Below are 16,767 nucleotides of genomic sequence, written 5' to 3'. Positions count from 1 at the left end.
GTGTGTGCTTTCTTCAGCGGAAAGAATCTCTTACTCCAGTCTTCGTCCAGGCGGAGGATTTTTCACTGCCCTTAAAAAAAAGCTGTCGGCCTGTCATCAAACCTCTGTTTTCACCAAAATCCTCTGTGCTGGCTTTTAAAAAACCCCGTTTATTTACCCACTGGCAGCCTCACCCAAAAAGTAGCGCCTTTCCCCTCGGTGGATTCTACGCCAATACTTCCGTTCATCGCCTCGACAAACTCTTTGGAGATCGCAAGGCCCAGCCCCGTCCCGGAGATCTCGGCATTCTCGAGCTTGGTGAATTTCTGAAAGATCTTCTTCTGATTGCCCAGACCAATTCCCAGTCCATGGTCCGTGACGCTGATTTCCAGAAAATCCAAGCGCAAACGTGTCCTGATCTCGATAGAAGACCCTTCAGGCGCATAGCGGATGGCGTTTGTCAAGAGATTGTTCAGTACCCATACCAGCTTATGCGCGTCAACTTTGATCATCGGAAGACCGGAAATTGGTAAGATGGTAATCGCCAGATTTTTGTCCTTCAAAAAAAGACTTACCCCATCCACTGCCCTTTCGATTAGATTTCCGGGGGACTCAGTTGACAGATTGATATCAATCGATCCGTTCTCGATCTTGGAGATATCGAGCACCTCGTTGATCATCCTGCGGATCCGTTCGCTGTTGTTTTCAATGGTGGTGATTAACTCGCTTTGACTTTCATTTAGCAGTCCGGATTTGGCATTTCTCAGCAGATTGGTACTCAGAAGGATCGCAGAGACGGGAGTCTTCAACTCGTGGGAAAGTGTCGCTATGAAGTGAGTCTTTGCTTTGTCCTTTTCTGTAAAAGCGGTGATATCCGTGAGCACAATGACATGACCCAGCAGGACCTTTCGGGACTCTCCTTCCATGGTTTCCACCACATCAATTACATTCTTGGTAAAAAGCTTCTCCTTCTTCCCCTCAACAATGGTAATCGAGGGGTATTCTTTTTCTTCGAAGTCGGAGAAGTCAATCATTAGCTCCTGAATCAAGCTGTCCATCAACTGATTGTGGATCGCGATACTGGACGCATGCTGCCCCACGACTTGTTCGCGCTTGAGATCGAGAAGCTTCAGACAGTGGTCGTTTGCAAAGATCACGTTCTTGCGTTCGTCCAGCCCCAGGATGACCTCATCCAGATGGTTGATCACCGCATTCAGGCGCTTCTGCTCATGCAATACCTTGGCGAGGTTTGAGTGCTCAAACTTGTCCAGCTTTGCCGCCATCAGATTAAACAGACCCGCGAGGGTGCCATATTCATCACGGGAGCGGATCGGTATCGAGACCTTGTAGTTCCCTCTGGACACCTCTTTGATTGCCCCGGCAAAAGTCTCCAGCGGCCTCGAGATGTAGATCGGCAAGCCGATGATAAATACCAATCCCGCCAAAATACAGGAACCGCCAAAGATATTCATGTATAATACAGCCTTTTCGGCGGTGGCTGCAGCATGTTCATTCTTGCGCAGCATCGCCTCAGAGTTGAGTACATAGAGTTGGTCGGTCTGCTGCTTGATCTGTTTAATCAGAGGCAGGATTTCATCTTTGATTTTCTCCGAGGAGCGAAACCCGCCTTCCTGATACAGCGCTTCTAATCTACCAAGGTCATTGACCAGTTTTTCGGTCAGTTCCTCCTCTCCCACTTCGGTAAAATTGGCCAGCTGGAAGTCTGTCGTCTCGTAGATTTTAGTGAAAAAGTCTGCTGATTCGCCTGAAGAAAGGGTCTCCTCCAAAGTCTTATACTGAAGACTGTCCAGCTTATTTTCAATAATCCGGACATAGACCAAGGTGCGGTTGTTGTCTTTCATAATTGCTGCCGAATCCTCAGCCAGCAAGCGAAGGTAGTAGCTTCCAAAGCCCCCCAATAAGATAATCACTCCGAAAAGGAACAGCAGTGAGAGAAACAGTTTGTATTTAACTTTCATCTTTTGGGTGTAATTAGAAGACCAGCACGACGTCTATCTCCCGGTTTACCAATTTCTTGAGCAATTTATCAAAATAGTTTTTCCCGATGAGCTGTCGGTAGAGACTGAAATGCGGCCCTCCCACGATCAGATTACTGATGCTGTATTTTTCGGCTTGTTGAAAGATCAACTCAGGAACGTCATCGCCCTTTACACGGATCACCTCGGCTCCCAATTCAGTCGCCCATTTTAGATTCTGAAGCAGCTTGCGCTGCACAGCAAGATCAATCTTATCCGAATGCTCTTTGGGAGTCTGAATATACAGCACAAACCAAGCGGCCTGATAGTGTGAGGCCAGCCGGGACGTCTTCCTGATAATCTTCTTTCCTCCTTCGTAGTTGGTGCTGACACATGCCATGAAGCGCTCTTTGGGCATGCGTGACTCCTGCGGGAGCGCATTTTGGATCTGGTGCTCCACCTGCGTAGCCACCTGCCGGAGAGCCAGTTCCCGGAGTTGCAGGATCTGCTCTGGCTGAAAGAAATTGTCCAGCGCCCGCTGGATTCTGTCTCCGCTGTAGATCTTTCCGTCCTTTAATCTTTTGATCAAATCAGCCGCAGGCAGGTCAATGTTCACGACTTCGTCGGCGTAGTGAAGGATTTTATCAGGAATACATTCTGTCACTTGTATACCGGAGATCTTTTGGACCCGGTCTACCATACTTTCGAGATGCTGCACATTGAAGGCTGTGATGACATTGATCCCAGCCCCAATGAGATCGATCACGTCTTGCCAGCGTTTTTCGTTTTTGCTCCCGGGTATGTTGCTATGGGCAAGCTCATCTACCAAGACCACGTCCGGCCGGATTCTCAGGATACTTTCCAGGTCCATCTCCTCGAGCTCACGGCCTTTGTAGAAGACCTTTTTGCGGGGAATCAGCGGGACGTCAGCCACCAAAGAGAGAGTTTCCTCTCGATCATGCGGCTCGATAAAGCCAATCTTCACGTCCACTCCTGCTTTGACCAGTTCGTGCGCTTCCTGCAGCATCCGGTACGTCTTGCCTACTCCGGCGATCATCCCGATGTACACTTTCAATCTCCCTTTTTTGCGCTTGCGAATGTGTTTCAAGAATTGATTGTCTGTCCCGTTTTCCATGAGGATGTCGATTTACTACGGTTTTCGTCGCGTTAAAAAGAGACCGAAAGAGAAGTCCCCACGAAGGTATTCACTTGAGACGGTTCTCCGTCATCTTCGAATACCTGATCTTTGCTCTTCAGACTTCTTGCCTCGATACGCCACAGTACATGCTCGGCTACCGCCAAATCTGCATTGACGGAATATCCAACCGTCTTAAATCCATGAGGCGTACCCGTGGAGATAATCACCTCCGCTGGGTCAGCGTAGTACTCGGTTCGTGCAGCTATTCGCAATTTGTCACTGACCTGATAGCTGGCAATCAGCACCGGAGAATACCAGACGTCGTAGGACTTACTCCCCTTTGACTGCTGCTGAGCTCCGATATCAAATCCCGCAGTCAGTCCGAGTCTTTCAGTCAATTCAATCTGGCCATAGAAGTTGTGAAAATAACGCATCTGTCTAACGCTGTCGGGCTTGTCGTTGCCGACAAAAGAGCTGCTGTTGAGCGTGATTTTCTTTGTAGGTCTGAAGGTGAGCTGGTGACCGAAGGCCGGCGTATTATTTCCATCGACACGCTGAATCCGCTGCCAACCGTTTAAGATAAGACCACTGACAAACCAGCGCTGATTTGCTGAAGTATAGGACACTTTGGCTCCAGTCTCAAAGTAAGGGGAATTGTCAGCGAGGATAGATCGGGTCATGTTCCAGCAAGCGGCCCCTACGGCACTTTCGAAGCCGATATGGGAAGGCAAAATCCCCGCATCAATCCAGAGGTCATGATTCTTGGAAATCTTCACACCAATACTGGCTTCGTAGATATTCTTAAGCGCGCCGGGCTCAGCGGCGAGATTGGCATTGGCATAGGTGCCGGCCATCAGGGCGAGATTGGCACGTATCTGCTCCGTCCGATACGATGCCTGGATATAGCCGAGATTTAAGTTGACTTCATTGTGACGGTTGAAGGAATAGACGAAATCGGGCCTGATGTGGTCCTGTGGATTGCCAAAATCATAGATGTAATACGCCTCCAGATAACCGCTGATCGTCAGTGGCGACGCAGTTTCTTCATCCTGCGAGTAAGCAACCTGACAAAAGCCAAACATCATCACAAGGAGATTGACGCTCTTGCTTGGCTTTGGCAGGAAAGAAAATAAAGTCCGGAAGTGGTTTAAAATAGTAGTAAGAAGCATTTGAATAACAGTGTGATTAGCGGGATAGGTAGTGGCTGAAAGAAGGTTCACGGCTAGTTGGAAGCCGTCAATTCATCCACAGCCAGATTCAATTTAAGTACATTGACTTGGTCTGAAGGGCCAAACATCCCAAACAGCGCTTTTTCGGTATGCGTGTCGATCAGCTTTTGCAAAGCCTCCTCGCTGACTCCACGGGCATTTGCAACGCGAGAAGCCTGAATCAAGGCACCTTGTCTGGTGATATGCGGATCTAATCCCGAGCCGGACGCAGTGATGAGTTCTATCGGCAAATCGGCAGCCGTCAATCCCGGATTGGAGCTGAGAAACGCATCAATTCTCTCCTGCACCAGCGCAAGGAATTCGGGGTTGGTTGGCCCAAAATTCGATCCACCTGTAGACGCGGCATTATATTCTACCGCCGAAGGTCTTCCCCAAAAATATTCGGGGCTCGTAAATGACTGACCGATCTGCTCAAAGCCTACCAATGTACCTTCGCGGAAAATCGGATTTCCGGCCGAGCGCTCAGGCATTACTTTTCCAATACCGACCATGGCCAGCGGATACAGGATTCCAAACAAGACAAGAGTACAAAGTCCCAATCCCAATACTGTTCTTAATGATTTCATATTTTAGAATAGTTAAAATTAAAGTGCCAGACTGACCACCAGATCAATCAACTTGATTCCGATAAAAGGCACAATGACTCCTCCCAGACCGTAAACCAACAAGTTTCTGGTCAGCAAAGCAGAGGCACCAACGGGCCGGTACTTCACACCACTCAATGCCAGCGGAATCAACATCGGAATGATGATCGCATTGAAGATAACTGCCGAAAGAATGGCCGACTCCGGCGTGGAGAGATTCATGATATTCAGGGCGTTCAAGCCGGGAATAGCCGCGGCAAACAATGCAGGAACAATTGCGAAATATTTCGCCACGTCATTCGCAATAGAGAACGTGGTCACATTGCCGCGTGTAATCAGCAACTGCTTTCCGATCTCGATCACCTCCAGCAGCTTGGTCGGATCACTGTCCAGATCCACCATATTGGCAGCTTCTTTGGCAGCTTGCGTACCGCTGTTCATGGCCACTCCCACGTCGGCCTGCGCAAGAGCCGGAGCGTCATTGGTCCCGTCACCCATCATGGCGACGAGTTTGCCGAGGCGCTGCTCTTCTTTGATGTAATTCATTTTATCCTCAGGCTTTGCCTCTGCGATGAAGTCGTCTACGCCAGCTTTTTTGGCAATGAAAGCCGCCGTGAGCGGATTGTCACCGGTGACCATCACGGTCTTCACACCCATCTTTCGCAGGCGCTCGAAACGCTCCTGAATTCCCGGCTTGATGATGTCTTCCAGTTGGATGACCCCGAGGGCTTTTCTATCCACAGCCAAAGCCAAAGGAGTTCCTCCGTTGTTGGCGATTTCGGTCACTTTTGCCTCCAGCTTCGCCAGATCGTCCTTGTTTTCAGACCATCTGGAGATCGCGTCCCACGCTCCTTTGCGGATTTTTCTACCATCTACCAAGTCCACTCCGCTCATCCGGGTCTCTGCACTGAACTTGATAAATAAAGCCTCCCCTATTGACTCTTTTGCTACCGTAATATCCTGTCGCTTTGCCAGCTCGATAATGGACTTGCCTTCCGGAGTACTGTCAGCGAGTGAACTGATCACACACAATTCCGCAAACTTCTTGTCGCTTATTTCCTCCAGGTGGGAGAAGCTGGTCGCCTTTCTGTTTCCGATGGTGATCGTACCGGTCTTGTCCAGCAAGAGCGTATCGATATCTCCGGCAGTTTCTACGGCCTTGCCTGATTTGGCTATGATATTGGCCCGGAGCGCACGGTCCATGCCTGCGATCCCGATCGATGAAAGCAGTCCCCCAATCGTGGTGGGGATCAGACAAACGAACAGTGATACCAGCGCCGCGATCGTGATCGGCGCGTTGGCGAAATCTGCAAAGGGCTTCAAGGTCACCGTGACGATCAGAAATATAAGGGTGAAACTCGCCAGCAGGATCGTCAGCGCGATTTCATTGGGTGTCTTCTGGCGATTGGCACCTTCCACGAGCGAGATCATCTTGTCCAGAAAGCTCTCTCCCGGCTCAGTCACTACCTGCACCTTAATTTGGTCTGACAGCACTTTGGTACCGCCGATCACGCTGTTGCGATCCGTATCAGCCTCACGGATCACAGGCGCAGATTCCCCTGTGATCGCTGACTCGTCGATGGATGCGAGGCCTTCGATGATCTCGCCGTCTGCTGGAATTACGTCTCCGGCGATGGCGACGAAAACGTCTCCTTTTTTCAGATCCGCAGAGCTTGTCTCGGAGATCGATCCGTCCTTATTGAGCAGTTTAGCCAGGGTGTCTCTTCTGGTTTTTCGCAGCGTATCTGCCTGCGCTTTCCCCCTTGCCTCAGCGATTGCTTCTGCAAAATTCCCAAACAATACGGTGAGGAAAAGTATCAAAGTGATGACTGCATTGTATCCAAGATCGCCGAGGCTATCGTGACTGGAAAGTCCCGACAGGACGGTCACCACCAACATGATCGCGGTACCGATCTCCACAGTGAACATCACTGGGTTTTTGATCATCAAGACCGGATTGAGCTTCGCAAAAGACTGCCCTACCGCCTGACTGAAAGTCTCCGCGCTAAACAGAGAAGTATTGTTATCTGACATAATTCAAGAATTAGAAGGTGTAATATTCCGCCAATGGCCCCAATACCATGGCCGGAAAGAATGCCAAAGCCGCGACGATGACGATGACCGAAATAAGCACTGTAGCAAATGCGGGGCTATCGAGCTGAAGTGATCCGGCGGTAGCGGGTACGGGATTTTTGACAGACAAAGAGCCTACGATGGCTAGTGGCCCAATGATGGGAATGTACCTCGCCAACAGCATGATGACGCCCGTGAGAATATTCCAAAACGGCGTATTGTCGCCCAAGCCTTCGAAGCCGGAACCATTGTTTGCAGACGCAGAGGTATTTTCGTAAAGCATCTCGGAGAACCCATGGAAACCGGGATTTTTCAGCCAGCCCAATGAGGGGTCCTGTACGATTCCATAGCTTGACATAGCTGTGCCTACCAAAATCAACAGTGGATGGAGGATGACGACCATCGCGGCAATCTTTACTTCCCGGGCTTCTATCTTTTTCCCAAGGAGATCCGGAGTACGGCCGATCATCTGCCCAGCGATGAATACCGCCACGATGACAAAAAGGAAGAAGTTGATAAAGCCGACTCCTACTCCGCCATACACCGCGTTGATAAACATGTCGAGCATGAATATTCCGCCGGAAAGGGGTGTATGACTGTCATGCATGCTGTTGACCGAACCGTTGGAGGTGGCAGTGGTGGAGACGCCCCAGAGCGAGGAAGCTGCAGCTCCAAACCGGACTTCTTTGCCCTCCATATTGGATTGATCAGTGGCTATTCCCATTGCTGCGATGGCTGGATTTCCTTTGATTTCTTCAGAAACAGACACTGCGGTAAACGTGATAAAGAGTACCGTCATCACTCCAAAGAACATCAGGGCCAGTTTCTTCCGATTGAGAAAAAACCCAAAGGCAAATACCAGCGCCATCGGAATGAGTAGAATGGCGACGTTCTCAGCGATGTTGGTCAAGTAATTCGGGTTTTCAAACGGATGGGTGGAGTTCGGTCCGAAGTAGCCACCACCGTTGGTACCCAATTGCTTGATGGCAACCATCGGGGCAGTTGGGCCACCGGCGACTTGGACAATTTCACCTTCCAGTGTGGTGACTTCCGCAAGACCTTCGAAGTTTGCTGTGGTTCCGTTTACCATCAGGATCACGGCCAGTACGACCGCCAATGGCAACAGAATACGTGTGCAGCTTTTCACCATCAGGTTATAAAAGTTGCCCAGATTACTGCCTGTGCGGTTTTTCAATCCCTGAAACAGCAATGCGCAGGCGGCGATACCAGTGCCCGCACTGACAAACTGCAGCCAGCAGAACACCAGCAGCTGGGTGAAATAGGAAGCACCACTCTCCCCGCTGTAATGTTGCAAATTGGTGTTGGTGGCGAAGCTCACTGCCGTATTGAATGCAAGTGTCGGTTCCCAGTTGCCGATATTCACCGGATTCCAAAAGGGATGCGATCCCTGAAACGCCAGTGCTAGAAAGGCGAAGACGAAAAAAAGCACATTGATGCCAAGAAGCGTTTTCATATTTTGCTTCCAATCCATGGGCTGGTTCGGATCGATACCCGATATTTTAAAGATTAACCGCTCCAGAGGAGACAGAAAATCCGTCCAGGTTTTTTCGCCGCGGAAGACTTTAACGATGTATTTTCCCAGCGGCCAAGCCAATCCGACTGAAAGCAGGAAAATCAGGAAAACTCCAAGAATTTCAGTATTCATAATCAGAATTTTTCGGGTTTAACAATGGCATAAAAGAGGTAGCCGAATGTGGCCACCGAGAGGATTAAGAGAAGTATCATTTTTGGAATTGATTAGGTCGACAGGGAATCAAGCAAGTGGATTTGCTTGGTCGTTTTAGTATTTGCGCTAAATGTTTCCATCGTCAGTTGGTGAGAAGCCGGTGGAAGAAGCACAGCGATCTGTAGAAAATGCCGAATAAAGCCAGACCGAGCACGAGCATGGAAATTGTCATCATTAGATTCATGGTGAGATAAAGTTTTGGTCAGTCGGGAAGTTTCTGATAATGTTCCTGACTGGATTTTCTCCCAGCATGCCAAATGAAATGCCCCGGAATCAACCGCAGTAAAAAATAAGTTTTAAAAAACTGTATTACAGTCTGTTACAATTCAAAAATCAGAAAATAGAAGGATTTAGCCGATCCTAAAACCACTTCAAAATGACGTGGTTTCCCAAAATGACGCGGTGAGCCTAAGTGAAAAATTAAGTTTCTTTCTTTTGAAAGAATGGAAAAAATTGGCTTTAGCCGATGCTGAAAATCTTACTCGCTGGATTCTTGAAGTCCTCAGGCGGTGATGTTAAACTCCTCCATCTTACGATAAAGCGTAGACAGGCCGATTCCCAGCAGATTGGCTGCCTTGGTTTTGTTGCCGCCTGTGTGGCCCAGGACCATCTTGAGATGCTGCTTTTCGACTTCCTTCAAGTCAAATATTCCACTCACGCTTCCGGATTTGGACTTGTCAAAATCAAGCGGTAGAAGATCCTTGGTCAGTGTATCTCCATCGCAGAGAATCACGGATCTTTCTACAATGTTGCGGAGTTCGCGGATATTTCCCCTCCAGGAATGCTTCTTCAGTGCATCGCTGTACTCTTTGGAAATCCCCTGAATCTTTTTGCCTGTTTTAAGTCCAAACTGAGCGGCAAAGTGTTCCGTCAGCAGCGGGATATCCTCTCTTCGGTCGTTGAGTGAGGGAAGCTTGATCTGAAAAACGGAAAGTCTATAAAATAGGTCTTCTCTAAATCTGCCCGTGCTGCTCTCTTCTTCCAAATCACGGTTAGTGGCAGCAATGATGCGGACGTTCACCTGAGTTTCCTTGGTATCTCCCAGTTTCAAAAAAGTCCCCGATTCCAGCACACGCAGGAGCTTTGCCTGAAGATCCTGATCAAGCTCTCCTATTTCGTCCAGGAAGATTGTGCCTTGATTGGCTTCCTCAAACAGGCCTTTTTTGTCTTTAGTCGCACCGGTAAATGCGCCTGTTTTGTAGCCAAAAAGCTCACTTTCGAGTAGATCTTTTCCAAAAGCGCTGCAATTCACGGCCACAAAATTCCGGTTGACCCTCGTGCTGGCAGCATGGATCGCATGTGCAAAAACTTCCTTTCCTGTGCCGGTAGACCCCGTCAGAAGTACCGTGGCGTCGGAAGGAGCGACTTTTTGGGCGAGAGAGATTGCTTGCTTGATAAAGGGTGAATCTCCGATAATCTGCTCAAACCCAAACTTCCGAACCATCTTGTTTTCTAGCTCTCGGATGCGAAACTGCAATCCTGCCTTTTCGTAGGCCCGGCTTACCAGCGGGATGATCTTGTCGTTGTCATCTCCCTTGACCAGGTAATCGAAAGCTCCGTTTTTCATCGCTTGGATGCCATCCGGTATATTGCCGTACGCCGTCAGACAGATAATCTCCGTCTCTGGGGAGACGGACTTGATCTCCCCAGCCAGCTCGACACCTTTTGCGTCAGGAAGTTTGACATCGCAGAGCACGACATAGATCGGGGTTTCACCGAGTATCCGCATCCCTGCTTTCGCAGTCTCAGCGGATCGAACGGTATATCCTTCGTACTCCAACATTTTAGCCAGCAGATTGCGGATATCTTTTTCGTCATCGATTATCAAAAGTGTGCCTTCCATCAGCTTGTTCATGCGATTACAAATCCTAGATGCCTGCGAAGTAAGGCAAATCGGATGAGTTTTTTCAAAAAGGGCCGCTTCCTTTCAAATAGAAAAGTGACTTTACCGCTCTCAAGACAGATAGTCCTAAGAGGAAAAAACTTTTATTTTCTGTTTGCAAAAAAGCCGTGAGGCTACCCCGTCGCCTGGCGATAGCTCGGAGGCGGTCCAAAAAATTGAAAAAAATCGAATTCGAGATCCGAGCAGCTTTGTGCCGTTCCACGCATCCAGCGAAAACACAGGTTTCAGGCGCCCGGCTTCTTTTTGGTAATATTTGATTCTTCATCTATAAACTCGCTGTGAGGTTTCTCATTCCTAGTCGGCGGTTCTTGTTCCAGATTTCCTAGAGGAGACACCTTTCTAACTTTCTGATATGTAGGAGCTGGTTTCTTGTTGGCTTCTTTGTTTTTCATGGCTGTTGAAGTTTAAGTTTTCAAAGAGTAAATAGTATAGGCCATCAAATCCGCTGCGGTCATTGACACAGCGGAAGATGTCCTGGTGCTACTGAAGGGCGCAGGAATCATGCGGAGCGTGCTGTCGAAGCTGTAACCGTCGGAGACAAAAAGGTTGCAAAATCCTGATCACCTGTCAGATGGCCACATTCTTCAATAGCCGCCCGGCAAGAATCAATGCATTTCTGAATCGTTTGATCTTCGGAAAATCGCGCCATCCTCAAGAAAGAGTTGCAAGCATGGGTCACGGCATGGAGAAGAAGACCTCTTACTGCGAATTGGGTCGCTTCATAGGCCTCCAGACATTCCAAGCAGGTGGCCCTGCATTCCATCGCCTTGGTCACATATACCGCTGATTTTGGATCAGCTTCAAACTTCCGTATCAAACCGGCACAGTCGCGGATACAGTTTGTGAGCGCTACTGTCAAATTGCTTTTCATTAAAACAAGGGTCATTTGCTTTGGATTTAAGATGGATATTCTCTTTAAAATTCGGGGAGACCTTCAGACTAAGGCGACAACCTCAACCCCTCACTGCGTGGCACAGGATCTATCTGCAGCGGGATTTTCAGACGTTTGCTTTTCTGCACAAATCCTGCAGCAGGAGTTTCACCTGCTATTTTCAGATTCCTCTCCAAACATAATTTTCGGATGATCTGCAGTTCGAGTGAAGGGTTTTCTGGATTGCTGTCCTTCATAATTTCCCCGGTTTGGATAAAGACAATTCCATATCCATACCAGTCCCTGCCGGCCGTTAAAAATCAGCGCCCCTGCCCCGAAAAGGCCGTGGAAATGCAGTTTTATTTTTTTGGGAAAAGCAAAATAAAACAGGGGAATTCGTGTCCTAGGGACTTTTTTTGGCCATGATGTGGAAAATTATTCACGCTCTGGAGGTGCGTGATGACCGACTTTACAAATCTTTGTCAGCTCAAAAAATCGCTCCAATCATGCTTGAAAACCCCCATGACCCGCCGAACTCACGATCGCCAAACGAGCGCATGAAGTCCTTTCAGCCCCTACTCTTTTGTGTCTTTAAGCTGAGAATGAATAAACGGGATCTTGGGCGCCAAAAAATACCCAGTCATACTCGCGATCAAGATCGGGACGAAGTGTCCAAATCCTGTCAGCACAGTTAACAGAATCGTGGTGCTTACCGGGGTCCGGGTCACGCATGCATTGATCGCCGCCATGCAGCTCACGATTACTAACGTAATATTGAGGCCCGGAAACAACTGGCAAATCAACAGTCCAAGTGCTGTACCTACAAAAAATAGCGGGATGATAAATCCGCCTCTCCAGCCGGACGTCACGGTGATGGAGATGGCCAAGATCTTGAAGAGCAACACCGCTACCAACACCTCCCAAGTCAAGGTTTGGCTGATCAGCTCGTTGATCTCATGATGACCAAAATATCGGGTGATGGGCAAATAAAAGGAAATCCAACCTAGTAAAAATCCACCAATCGTCGTCTTGACATAGATCGGCAGCGGCTTTTGCTCGAAGAGCTTCTTACAGATTTTTGTGCAATAAATAAACAGCCAAGCGACAGCAGAGGCGACAATTCCCACCAAAGCCGCAAACCCAAAATCGAAAATTCCCCCATAAGTATAGCTGGGAAAATCCCACGTGGGGCCCAATCCGAGATGGACAATGAGCGCAAAAACCACGTAGCTGAAGCAGCTGGCAACCAAGGCAGGTATCACAGCGCGATAGTACTCCATCATGTGCTTGTGATGCAGGATCTCCAGAGCAAAGAGGCTCCCTCCAAGCGGAGCACCAAACAGTGCCGTAAATCCCGACGCCATCCCCGCTATGCTATAGGTTCGCAGCGCCTCGCCTTTTAGGCGCAGCATCTTGCCAAGCCAAGTTCCGGTGGATCCAGTCACCTGAACCAGCGGAGCCTCCGGGCCCAAGCTTCCTCCCGAGGCTACACAGAGCAGAGAGGACAGGATCATTGAAGGATTGTTTTTGGGATTGAGTTTCCCCTTGTTGAATCTGATGTTGTTTACGATCAAATGAATCTCTCCCGGATCGCCGATAAAGTGGATCACCAGGCCAGCCAGCAATCCTGCAATTGTCATCAGTGGCACGACCTCCCAACCCTTAAACACTCCAAACCAATGCGTCACCGTCTCCAAAGCGATCCAGTAGACTCCCGCAATGGTACCGCCGATCAGACCCAAGATGGCCCAAAGAAAAAAGTCTCTGCTGAACAAAAACGGGCTGAGACGGATCGGCTGATCCAATAGGTTGGCGTATCGAATCAGCTTGCGTTTTTTCTGTATTTCCAAAATGACATCACTTAAAAGGACCACGAAGTAAGTCCAATAGAGTCAATTCAGAAAGAAAAAACTGATTTTATCCAGCCTGCTGAGTCTGGAAGGCACCGAAACGGAATACGCTCAACTGGCCTCAGCTGATTCGGTTTGCCTGATCCTTTGCAAGAGAATATGCTATCATCTCCCAGTCCTCTTCACAGCAAAGCGGCATGTAATCAATCACAAAATTTGTGGTGACATCAAGGTCGGTCCGCTCAGTCACTCCATCTTCATGTTTCTTGTGAGTTTGCTTTGCCCAAAACCGCTTCTTCTCGCAGTTGCTTTTCACCTTGATCCTGTGGGTGGGTAGCTTACCGTTCTGGCAACTTTGTTCAGTCCAAAAACCAGAATCTCTGCCATTTAACTCCGGAGTATGGGTTTTTGGGGAAAGAGTGGAAGCTGCCATTGAGTTGACGCTTTTAACAATTGTGTTCGTCTTCATTATGTAAAAAATTAGTGTTTAACAAAGTTATAAAACGAGGGCGGTTAAAAAATACCCAGTACTGGGTATTTTTACTCCCAGAAACAAAAAAGTAGCATTTTTTTTTACGTTCACTCAATAATTTTTGTCCATTAGAAGTCACTGAAACACAGACTAAAAACGTTAAAAAAACAAGAAGGAACCGTCCTGCCTAAATCGCAAAACAGCTCCTTTCCTCTTTTTAGCTATAAAACCCGCAGTTTTACCCCGCCATTGATCACAAATCCATCCACCGGCGCATAGATATCCCGGAATTCAGGATTGCTGATCGACCCAGTATAGATGGTGTCAAACCTCGTCTGTCTGGCGTCAAGGAAGTTTTCGAAGTTCAAAAACACAGAAACCCGCTCGCCAAACGACTTTTCGGTCATCAGCCCCATGATCCAGTAGGACTTACCCGTCGCGCCGTCATTGAGCAGTTGCGGACTGAAATAATACGCCTCCAGACCAATGCGGAAATTCTCGTGCTTTTCATACATCAGCACGTTGTTGAGCCGATGCTTGGCCACCAAAGGATACGTGGCGCTCGTTCCATCGTAGTGCTGATCGACATCTGCCAATGTGTACCCCACAAACAATTTCAAATCCCGGTACTCCCATTTCAGATTGAGCTCCAGTCCCTGGGTCTGCAGCTCCCCCTGCGGCTGTTGAAACTCATAAAACCCACCAGCGGCCGTCAAAACCAAGGGGTCTTGAATTTGGGTCCAGAACAGCAGTGCATTTACATTCAATGTCAGCTCTTCCCCCATCGCCAGCCGGTAGTTTGCGTCCAGATTAGCGCCGGCTGACCGCTCAGCATGTACTTCAGTCGGGTCGATGGGCAGGATGTTTTGGAACTGAAGCCGCTCCGCTTCCTCTGAGAAAACCGTCGGAGGCTTATAGCCAAGACCGCCACCAAAACGCAACGTCAGCAGTTCGCTCGGCTCCACCATCACCGAAAGCCTCGGCAAAGCAAACACACCATACTCCTTCTGGTAATCCAACCGGAATCCGGATTCCATTGTCCATTGCTCTGAGATATTCCAGATATTTTGGACAAAGCCTCCTATCGTGTTCAACTTGTAATCCAGCGGTTCGTTGGGATTCCCAGCGCTTTGAACAAAACGATCTGACCAAAAGTTGAGTCCACCAATCCATTCAGCTTTAGACCCGACACGGCTCACATTAACCTCGCTGAAAGTGGACCACTGCGTTCCGGCAAACTGATAGTCAGGGATCTCAATGCTTCTGTCGTAGAAACTGATGCTGTTCTTGACATTCAGACGAGTGTCAGACGAAAGCTCCCGCGTAAAATCCAGCTGGGTGGAAATCCTTTCGGTGAGGTTTTCCTCAAAATAAGGATCAACTACGGACTCACGTTTAATGAAATCCACATTTCCGCCCAAGCGGTCTTCTTTCATCAGATTGACTCCCAACATCAGGTCTGACACTTCGTTGATCTCCCAATAAATCTTCGGATTCAGGGTGAATCGGTCAAACTCGGGAATCGCCGTCAAGCCAATGTCCGCCGGATCGTAAGCCGTTCCTTTGTTATAGGAAGCGAAGACGGTGGTTCCGATTTTCCCAAAATCCTCCGCATAAAACGCACTCGCGTCCAATCCCAAAGCGGAAGTTCCGTTGAGCAAAATGCCCAATTCCGGTTCCTCCGTAGGCTTTTTAGAAATCAGGTTGACCAAACCGGCGATCGCACCGCCGCCGTAGAGTGTAGAGGAGGAACCTTTCACCACCTCCACCTGAGCCAAGTCCAGTGGAGCGATCTGCATCAAGCTCAAGCCACCGGAATACCCACCATAGAGCGGCAGCCCATCCCGCAGCAGTTGCGTGTATTTGCCGTCCAGGCCCTGAATCCGGATGCTGGAATTGTAGCTGGTCGCGGAGGTTTGCTGCGTCTGGATTCCGGTGCTTTCATTCAGGAGCATTCGGATGTCGCCGGGCTTCATGTTGCCTTTTTCGGCTAATTCCTCGCCCGCAATGATCTCCACGCGGGTCGGCACATCCTCAATCAGACGGGTGCTTCGCGTCGACTGTACGACCAACTCCTCCAGTTCATCTTCATGGTTGTGGAGAAAAAGGACCTCAGGTTCCGCGCCGGATTCCATAGGAAAAGTCCTTTGGAACTTCAGCGTCTCAAAGCCCAAAAACCTCACTTCAAGGGTGTAGATCCCATTTGGGAGCTCTTCGATCAAGACAGCGCCACTTTCGTCAGCAACACCTCCCTTACCTAACTCTAACACCTGAACGCTGGCGCCAGGCAGCGGTTGGTCGGTCTCATGGTCTTTTACTATAGCTCTGTAGGAGTTTTGGGAGAAAGCAAGATTTGCCCAAAACATCGCCAGACAGAGCAAAATATACTTTGTCATTGGAAGATTTCTAAGATTTAAGAAAATGTAAATAGGTGTCCTTTTTAAAAGAAGGAGATCAAATAATCAACTACCCCGGCAGAACGCTGGGCGGCTTGATCAGCGGGAAAAAATAGCCAGCTGGCTGAATCAGGGTAAAATGCGGAATCTCATCTCTGAATCCGCTTGATTGAAAAATCAGCGTAAGATCAACGGCACGTTCGGCAACAAATCCGAAGCAGGTGCCACAGGAATAAAATGGAGAACAGGGAGATTCGGCTTCTGTATCGTGATCTACGGGCAAAGTCTCTTCAATTCCATCATGAAGTGCAACACAGGAGTCGTCGGCCTCGCAGCAAGGCATGACCGAGAGGTAGAAAACAAATGCTCCGATGATCAGGGAAAAAAACTTCATTGGCCAAAGATAGGAAACCCAAGTCAAATCAAGGACTTGGTGGAACTATCCCGCACCCAATAAAATACTTACGTAGACAGAAAAGTCCCTATCCACTCGAAACGCTATTAGATTCGATATCGAAAAGAGAATAGATTGGCTCTAACTGGGAATAT

At 48.8% G+C, this 16,767-nt stretch carries 15 protein-coding genes; all 15 read right to left on the bottom strand.

Translation table 11 applies throughout. The annotated features are described in order from the left end of the window. Positions 1-149: 149 nt before the first annotated feature. Positions 150-1,958, bottom strand: coding sequence for a HAMP domain-containing histidine kinase (locus G459_RS0119455; protein ID WP_026969139.1), 1,809 nt, complete (start codon positions 1,956-1,958; stop codon positions 150-152). A 13-nt stretch (positions 1,959-1,971) separates the two neighbouring features. Continuing rightward, positions 1,972-3,090: a histidine kinase gene (locus G459_RS0119450; protein ID WP_035456461.1), complete on the bottom strand. Its 1,119-nt coding sequence runs from the start codon at positions 3,088-3,090 to the stop codon at positions 1,972-1,974. Positions 3,091-3,122: 32 nt separating this feature from the next. Beyond that, positions 3,123-4,178: a porin gene (locus tag G459_RS0119445; protein ID WP_035456476.1), complete on the bottom strand. Its 1,056-nt coding sequence runs from the start codon at positions 4,176-4,178 to the stop codon at positions 3,123-3,125. A gap of 137 nt (positions 4,179-4,315) precedes the next feature. Beyond that, positions 4,316-4,888: a potassium-transporting ATPase subunit KdpC gene (gene kdpC, locus G459_RS0119440; RefSeq protein WP_026969136.1), complete on the bottom strand. Its 573-nt coding sequence runs from the start codon at positions 4,886-4,888 to the stop codon at positions 4,316-4,318. A gap of 18 nt (positions 4,889-4,906) precedes the next feature. Next, on the bottom strand, positions 4,907-6,940 hold the full coding sequence (gene kdpB, locus G459_RS0119435) for a potassium-transporting ATPase subunit KdpB (protein ID WP_026969135.1): 2,034 nt from the start codon (positions 6,938-6,940) through the stop codon (positions 4,907-4,909). A 10-nt stretch (positions 6,941-6,950) separates the two neighbouring features. After that, a complete protein-coding gene (kdpA, locus tag G459_RS0119430; protein WP_026969134.1) occupies positions 6,951-8,645 on the bottom strand; it encodes a potassium-transporting ATPase subunit KdpA in 1,695 nt (564 codons plus the stop codon). 2 nt (positions 8,646-8,647) lie between these two features. Continuing rightward, a complete protein-coding gene (gene kdpF / locus G459_RS30645) occupies positions 8,648-8,725 on the bottom strand; it encodes a K(+)-transporting ATPase subunit F (RefSeq protein WP_084454593.1) in 78 nt (25 codons plus the stop codon). A 503-nt stretch (positions 8,726-9,228) separates the two neighbouring features. Further along, entirely contained in the window at positions 9,229-10,581 is a 1,353-nt protein-coding gene (locus G459_RS0119425; protein WP_245588208.1) for a sigma-54-dependent transcriptional regulator, read from the bottom strand. 272 nt (positions 10,582-10,853) lie between these two features. Continuing rightward, entirely contained in the window at positions 10,854-11,021 is a 168-nt protein-coding gene (locus G459_RS29940; RefSeq protein ID WP_157373385.1) for a hypothetical protein, read from the bottom strand. A gap of 107 nt (positions 11,022-11,128) precedes the next feature. Next, entirely contained in the window at positions 11,129-11,515 is a 387-nt protein-coding gene (locus G459_RS0119415; RefSeq protein ID WP_026969132.1) for a hypothetical protein, read from the bottom strand. Positions 11,516-11,568: 53 nt separating this feature from the next. After that, a complete protein-coding gene (locus G459_RS0119410; protein WP_026969131.1) occupies positions 11,569-11,757 on the bottom strand; it encodes a hypothetical protein in 189 nt (62 codons plus the stop codon). A 318-nt stretch (positions 11,758-12,075) separates the two neighbouring features. Further along, positions 12,076-13,350, bottom strand: a complete 1,275-nt coding sequence (locus G459_RS0119405) for a chloride channel protein (RefSeq protein ID WP_026969130.1) — start codon at positions 13,348-13,350, stop codon at positions 12,076-12,078. Between the two features lie 121 nt (positions 13,351-13,471). Further along, positions 13,472-13,819 carry a hypothetical protein gene (locus G459_RS0119400; protein WP_026969129.1) on the bottom strand — a complete coding sequence of 116 codons (348 nt, stop codon included), beginning with the start codon at positions 13,817-13,819 and terminating at the stop codon, positions 13,472-13,474. Between the two features lie 224 nt (positions 13,820-14,043). After that, the gene (locus G459_RS0119395) at positions 14,044-16,218 is read right to left on the bottom strand and encodes a TonB-dependent receptor (RefSeq protein ID WP_026969128.1); all 2,175 of its coding nucleotides are present in this window, start codon (positions 16,216-16,218) and stop codon (positions 14,044-14,046) included. A 70-nt stretch (positions 16,219-16,288) separates the two neighbouring features. Continuing rightward, positions 16,289-16,612, bottom strand: a complete 324-nt coding sequence (locus G459_RS0119390) for a hypothetical protein (protein ID WP_026969127.1) — start codon at positions 16,610-16,612, stop codon at positions 16,289-16,291. Positions 16,613-16,767: the final 155 nt, after the last annotated feature.

It is taken from the genome of Algoriphagus terrigena DSM 22685 (genome assembly GCF_000429445.1).
Classification (GTDB): Bacteria; Bacteroidota; Bacteroidia; order Cytophagales; family Cyclobacteriaceae; genus Algoriphagus; species Algoriphagus terrigena.
This window is presented reverse-complemented; position numbering and strand designations above follow the sequence as displayed.

Coding starts and splice junctions, on each gene's coding strand:
- G459_RS0119455 (WP_026969139.1), bottom strand. CDS start 1,958: ATGAAAGTTAAATACAAACTGTTTCTCTCACTGCTGTTCCTTTTCGGA.
- G459_RS0119450 (WP_035456461.1), bottom strand. CDS start 3,090: ATGGAAAACGGGACAGACAATCAATTCTTGAAACACATTCGCAAGCGC.
- G459_RS0119445 (WP_035456476.1), bottom strand. CDS start 4,178: ATGATGTTTGGCTTTTGTCAGGTTGCTTACTCGCAGGATGAAGAAACT.
- kdpC (WP_026969136.1), bottom strand. CDS start 4,888: ATGAAATCATTAAGAACAGTATTGGGATTGGGACTTTGTACTCTTGTC.
- kdpB (WP_026969135.1), bottom strand. CDS start 6,940: ATGTCAGATAACAATACTTCTCTGTTTAGCGCGGAGACTTTCAGTCAG.
- kdpA (WP_026969134.1), bottom strand. CDS start 8,645: ATGAATACTGAAATTCTTGGAGTTTTCCTGATTTTCCTGCTTTCAGTC.
- kdpF (WP_084454593.1), bottom strand. CDS start 8,725: ATGATACTTCTCTTAATCCTCTCGGTGGCCACATTCGGCTACCTCTTT.
- G459_RS0119425 (WP_245588208.1), bottom strand. CDS start 10,581: ATGAACAAGCTGATGGAAGGCACACTTTTGATAATCGATGACGAAAAA.
- G459_RS29940 (WP_157373385.1), bottom strand. CDS start 11,021: ATGAAAAACAAAGAAGCCAACAAGAAACCAGCTCCTACATATCAGAAA.
- G459_RS0119415 (WP_026969132.1), bottom strand. CDS start 11,515: ATGACCCTTGTTTTAATGAAAAGCAATTTGACAGTAGCGCTCACAAAC.
- G459_RS0119410 (WP_026969131.1), bottom strand. CDS start 11,757: ATGAAGGACAGCAATCCAGAAAACCCTTCACTCGAACTGCAGATCATC.
- G459_RS0119400 (WP_026969129.1), bottom strand. CDS start 13,819: ATGAAGACGAACACAATTGTTAAAAGCGTCAACTCAATGGCAGCTTCC.
- G459_RS0119395 (WP_026969128.1), bottom strand. CDS start 16,218: ATGACAAAGTATATTTTGCTCTGTCTGGCGATGTTTTGGGCAAATCTT.
- G459_RS0119390 (WP_026969127.1), bottom strand. CDS start 16,612: ATGAAGTTTTTTTCCCTGATCATCGGAGCATTTGTTTTCTACCTCTCG.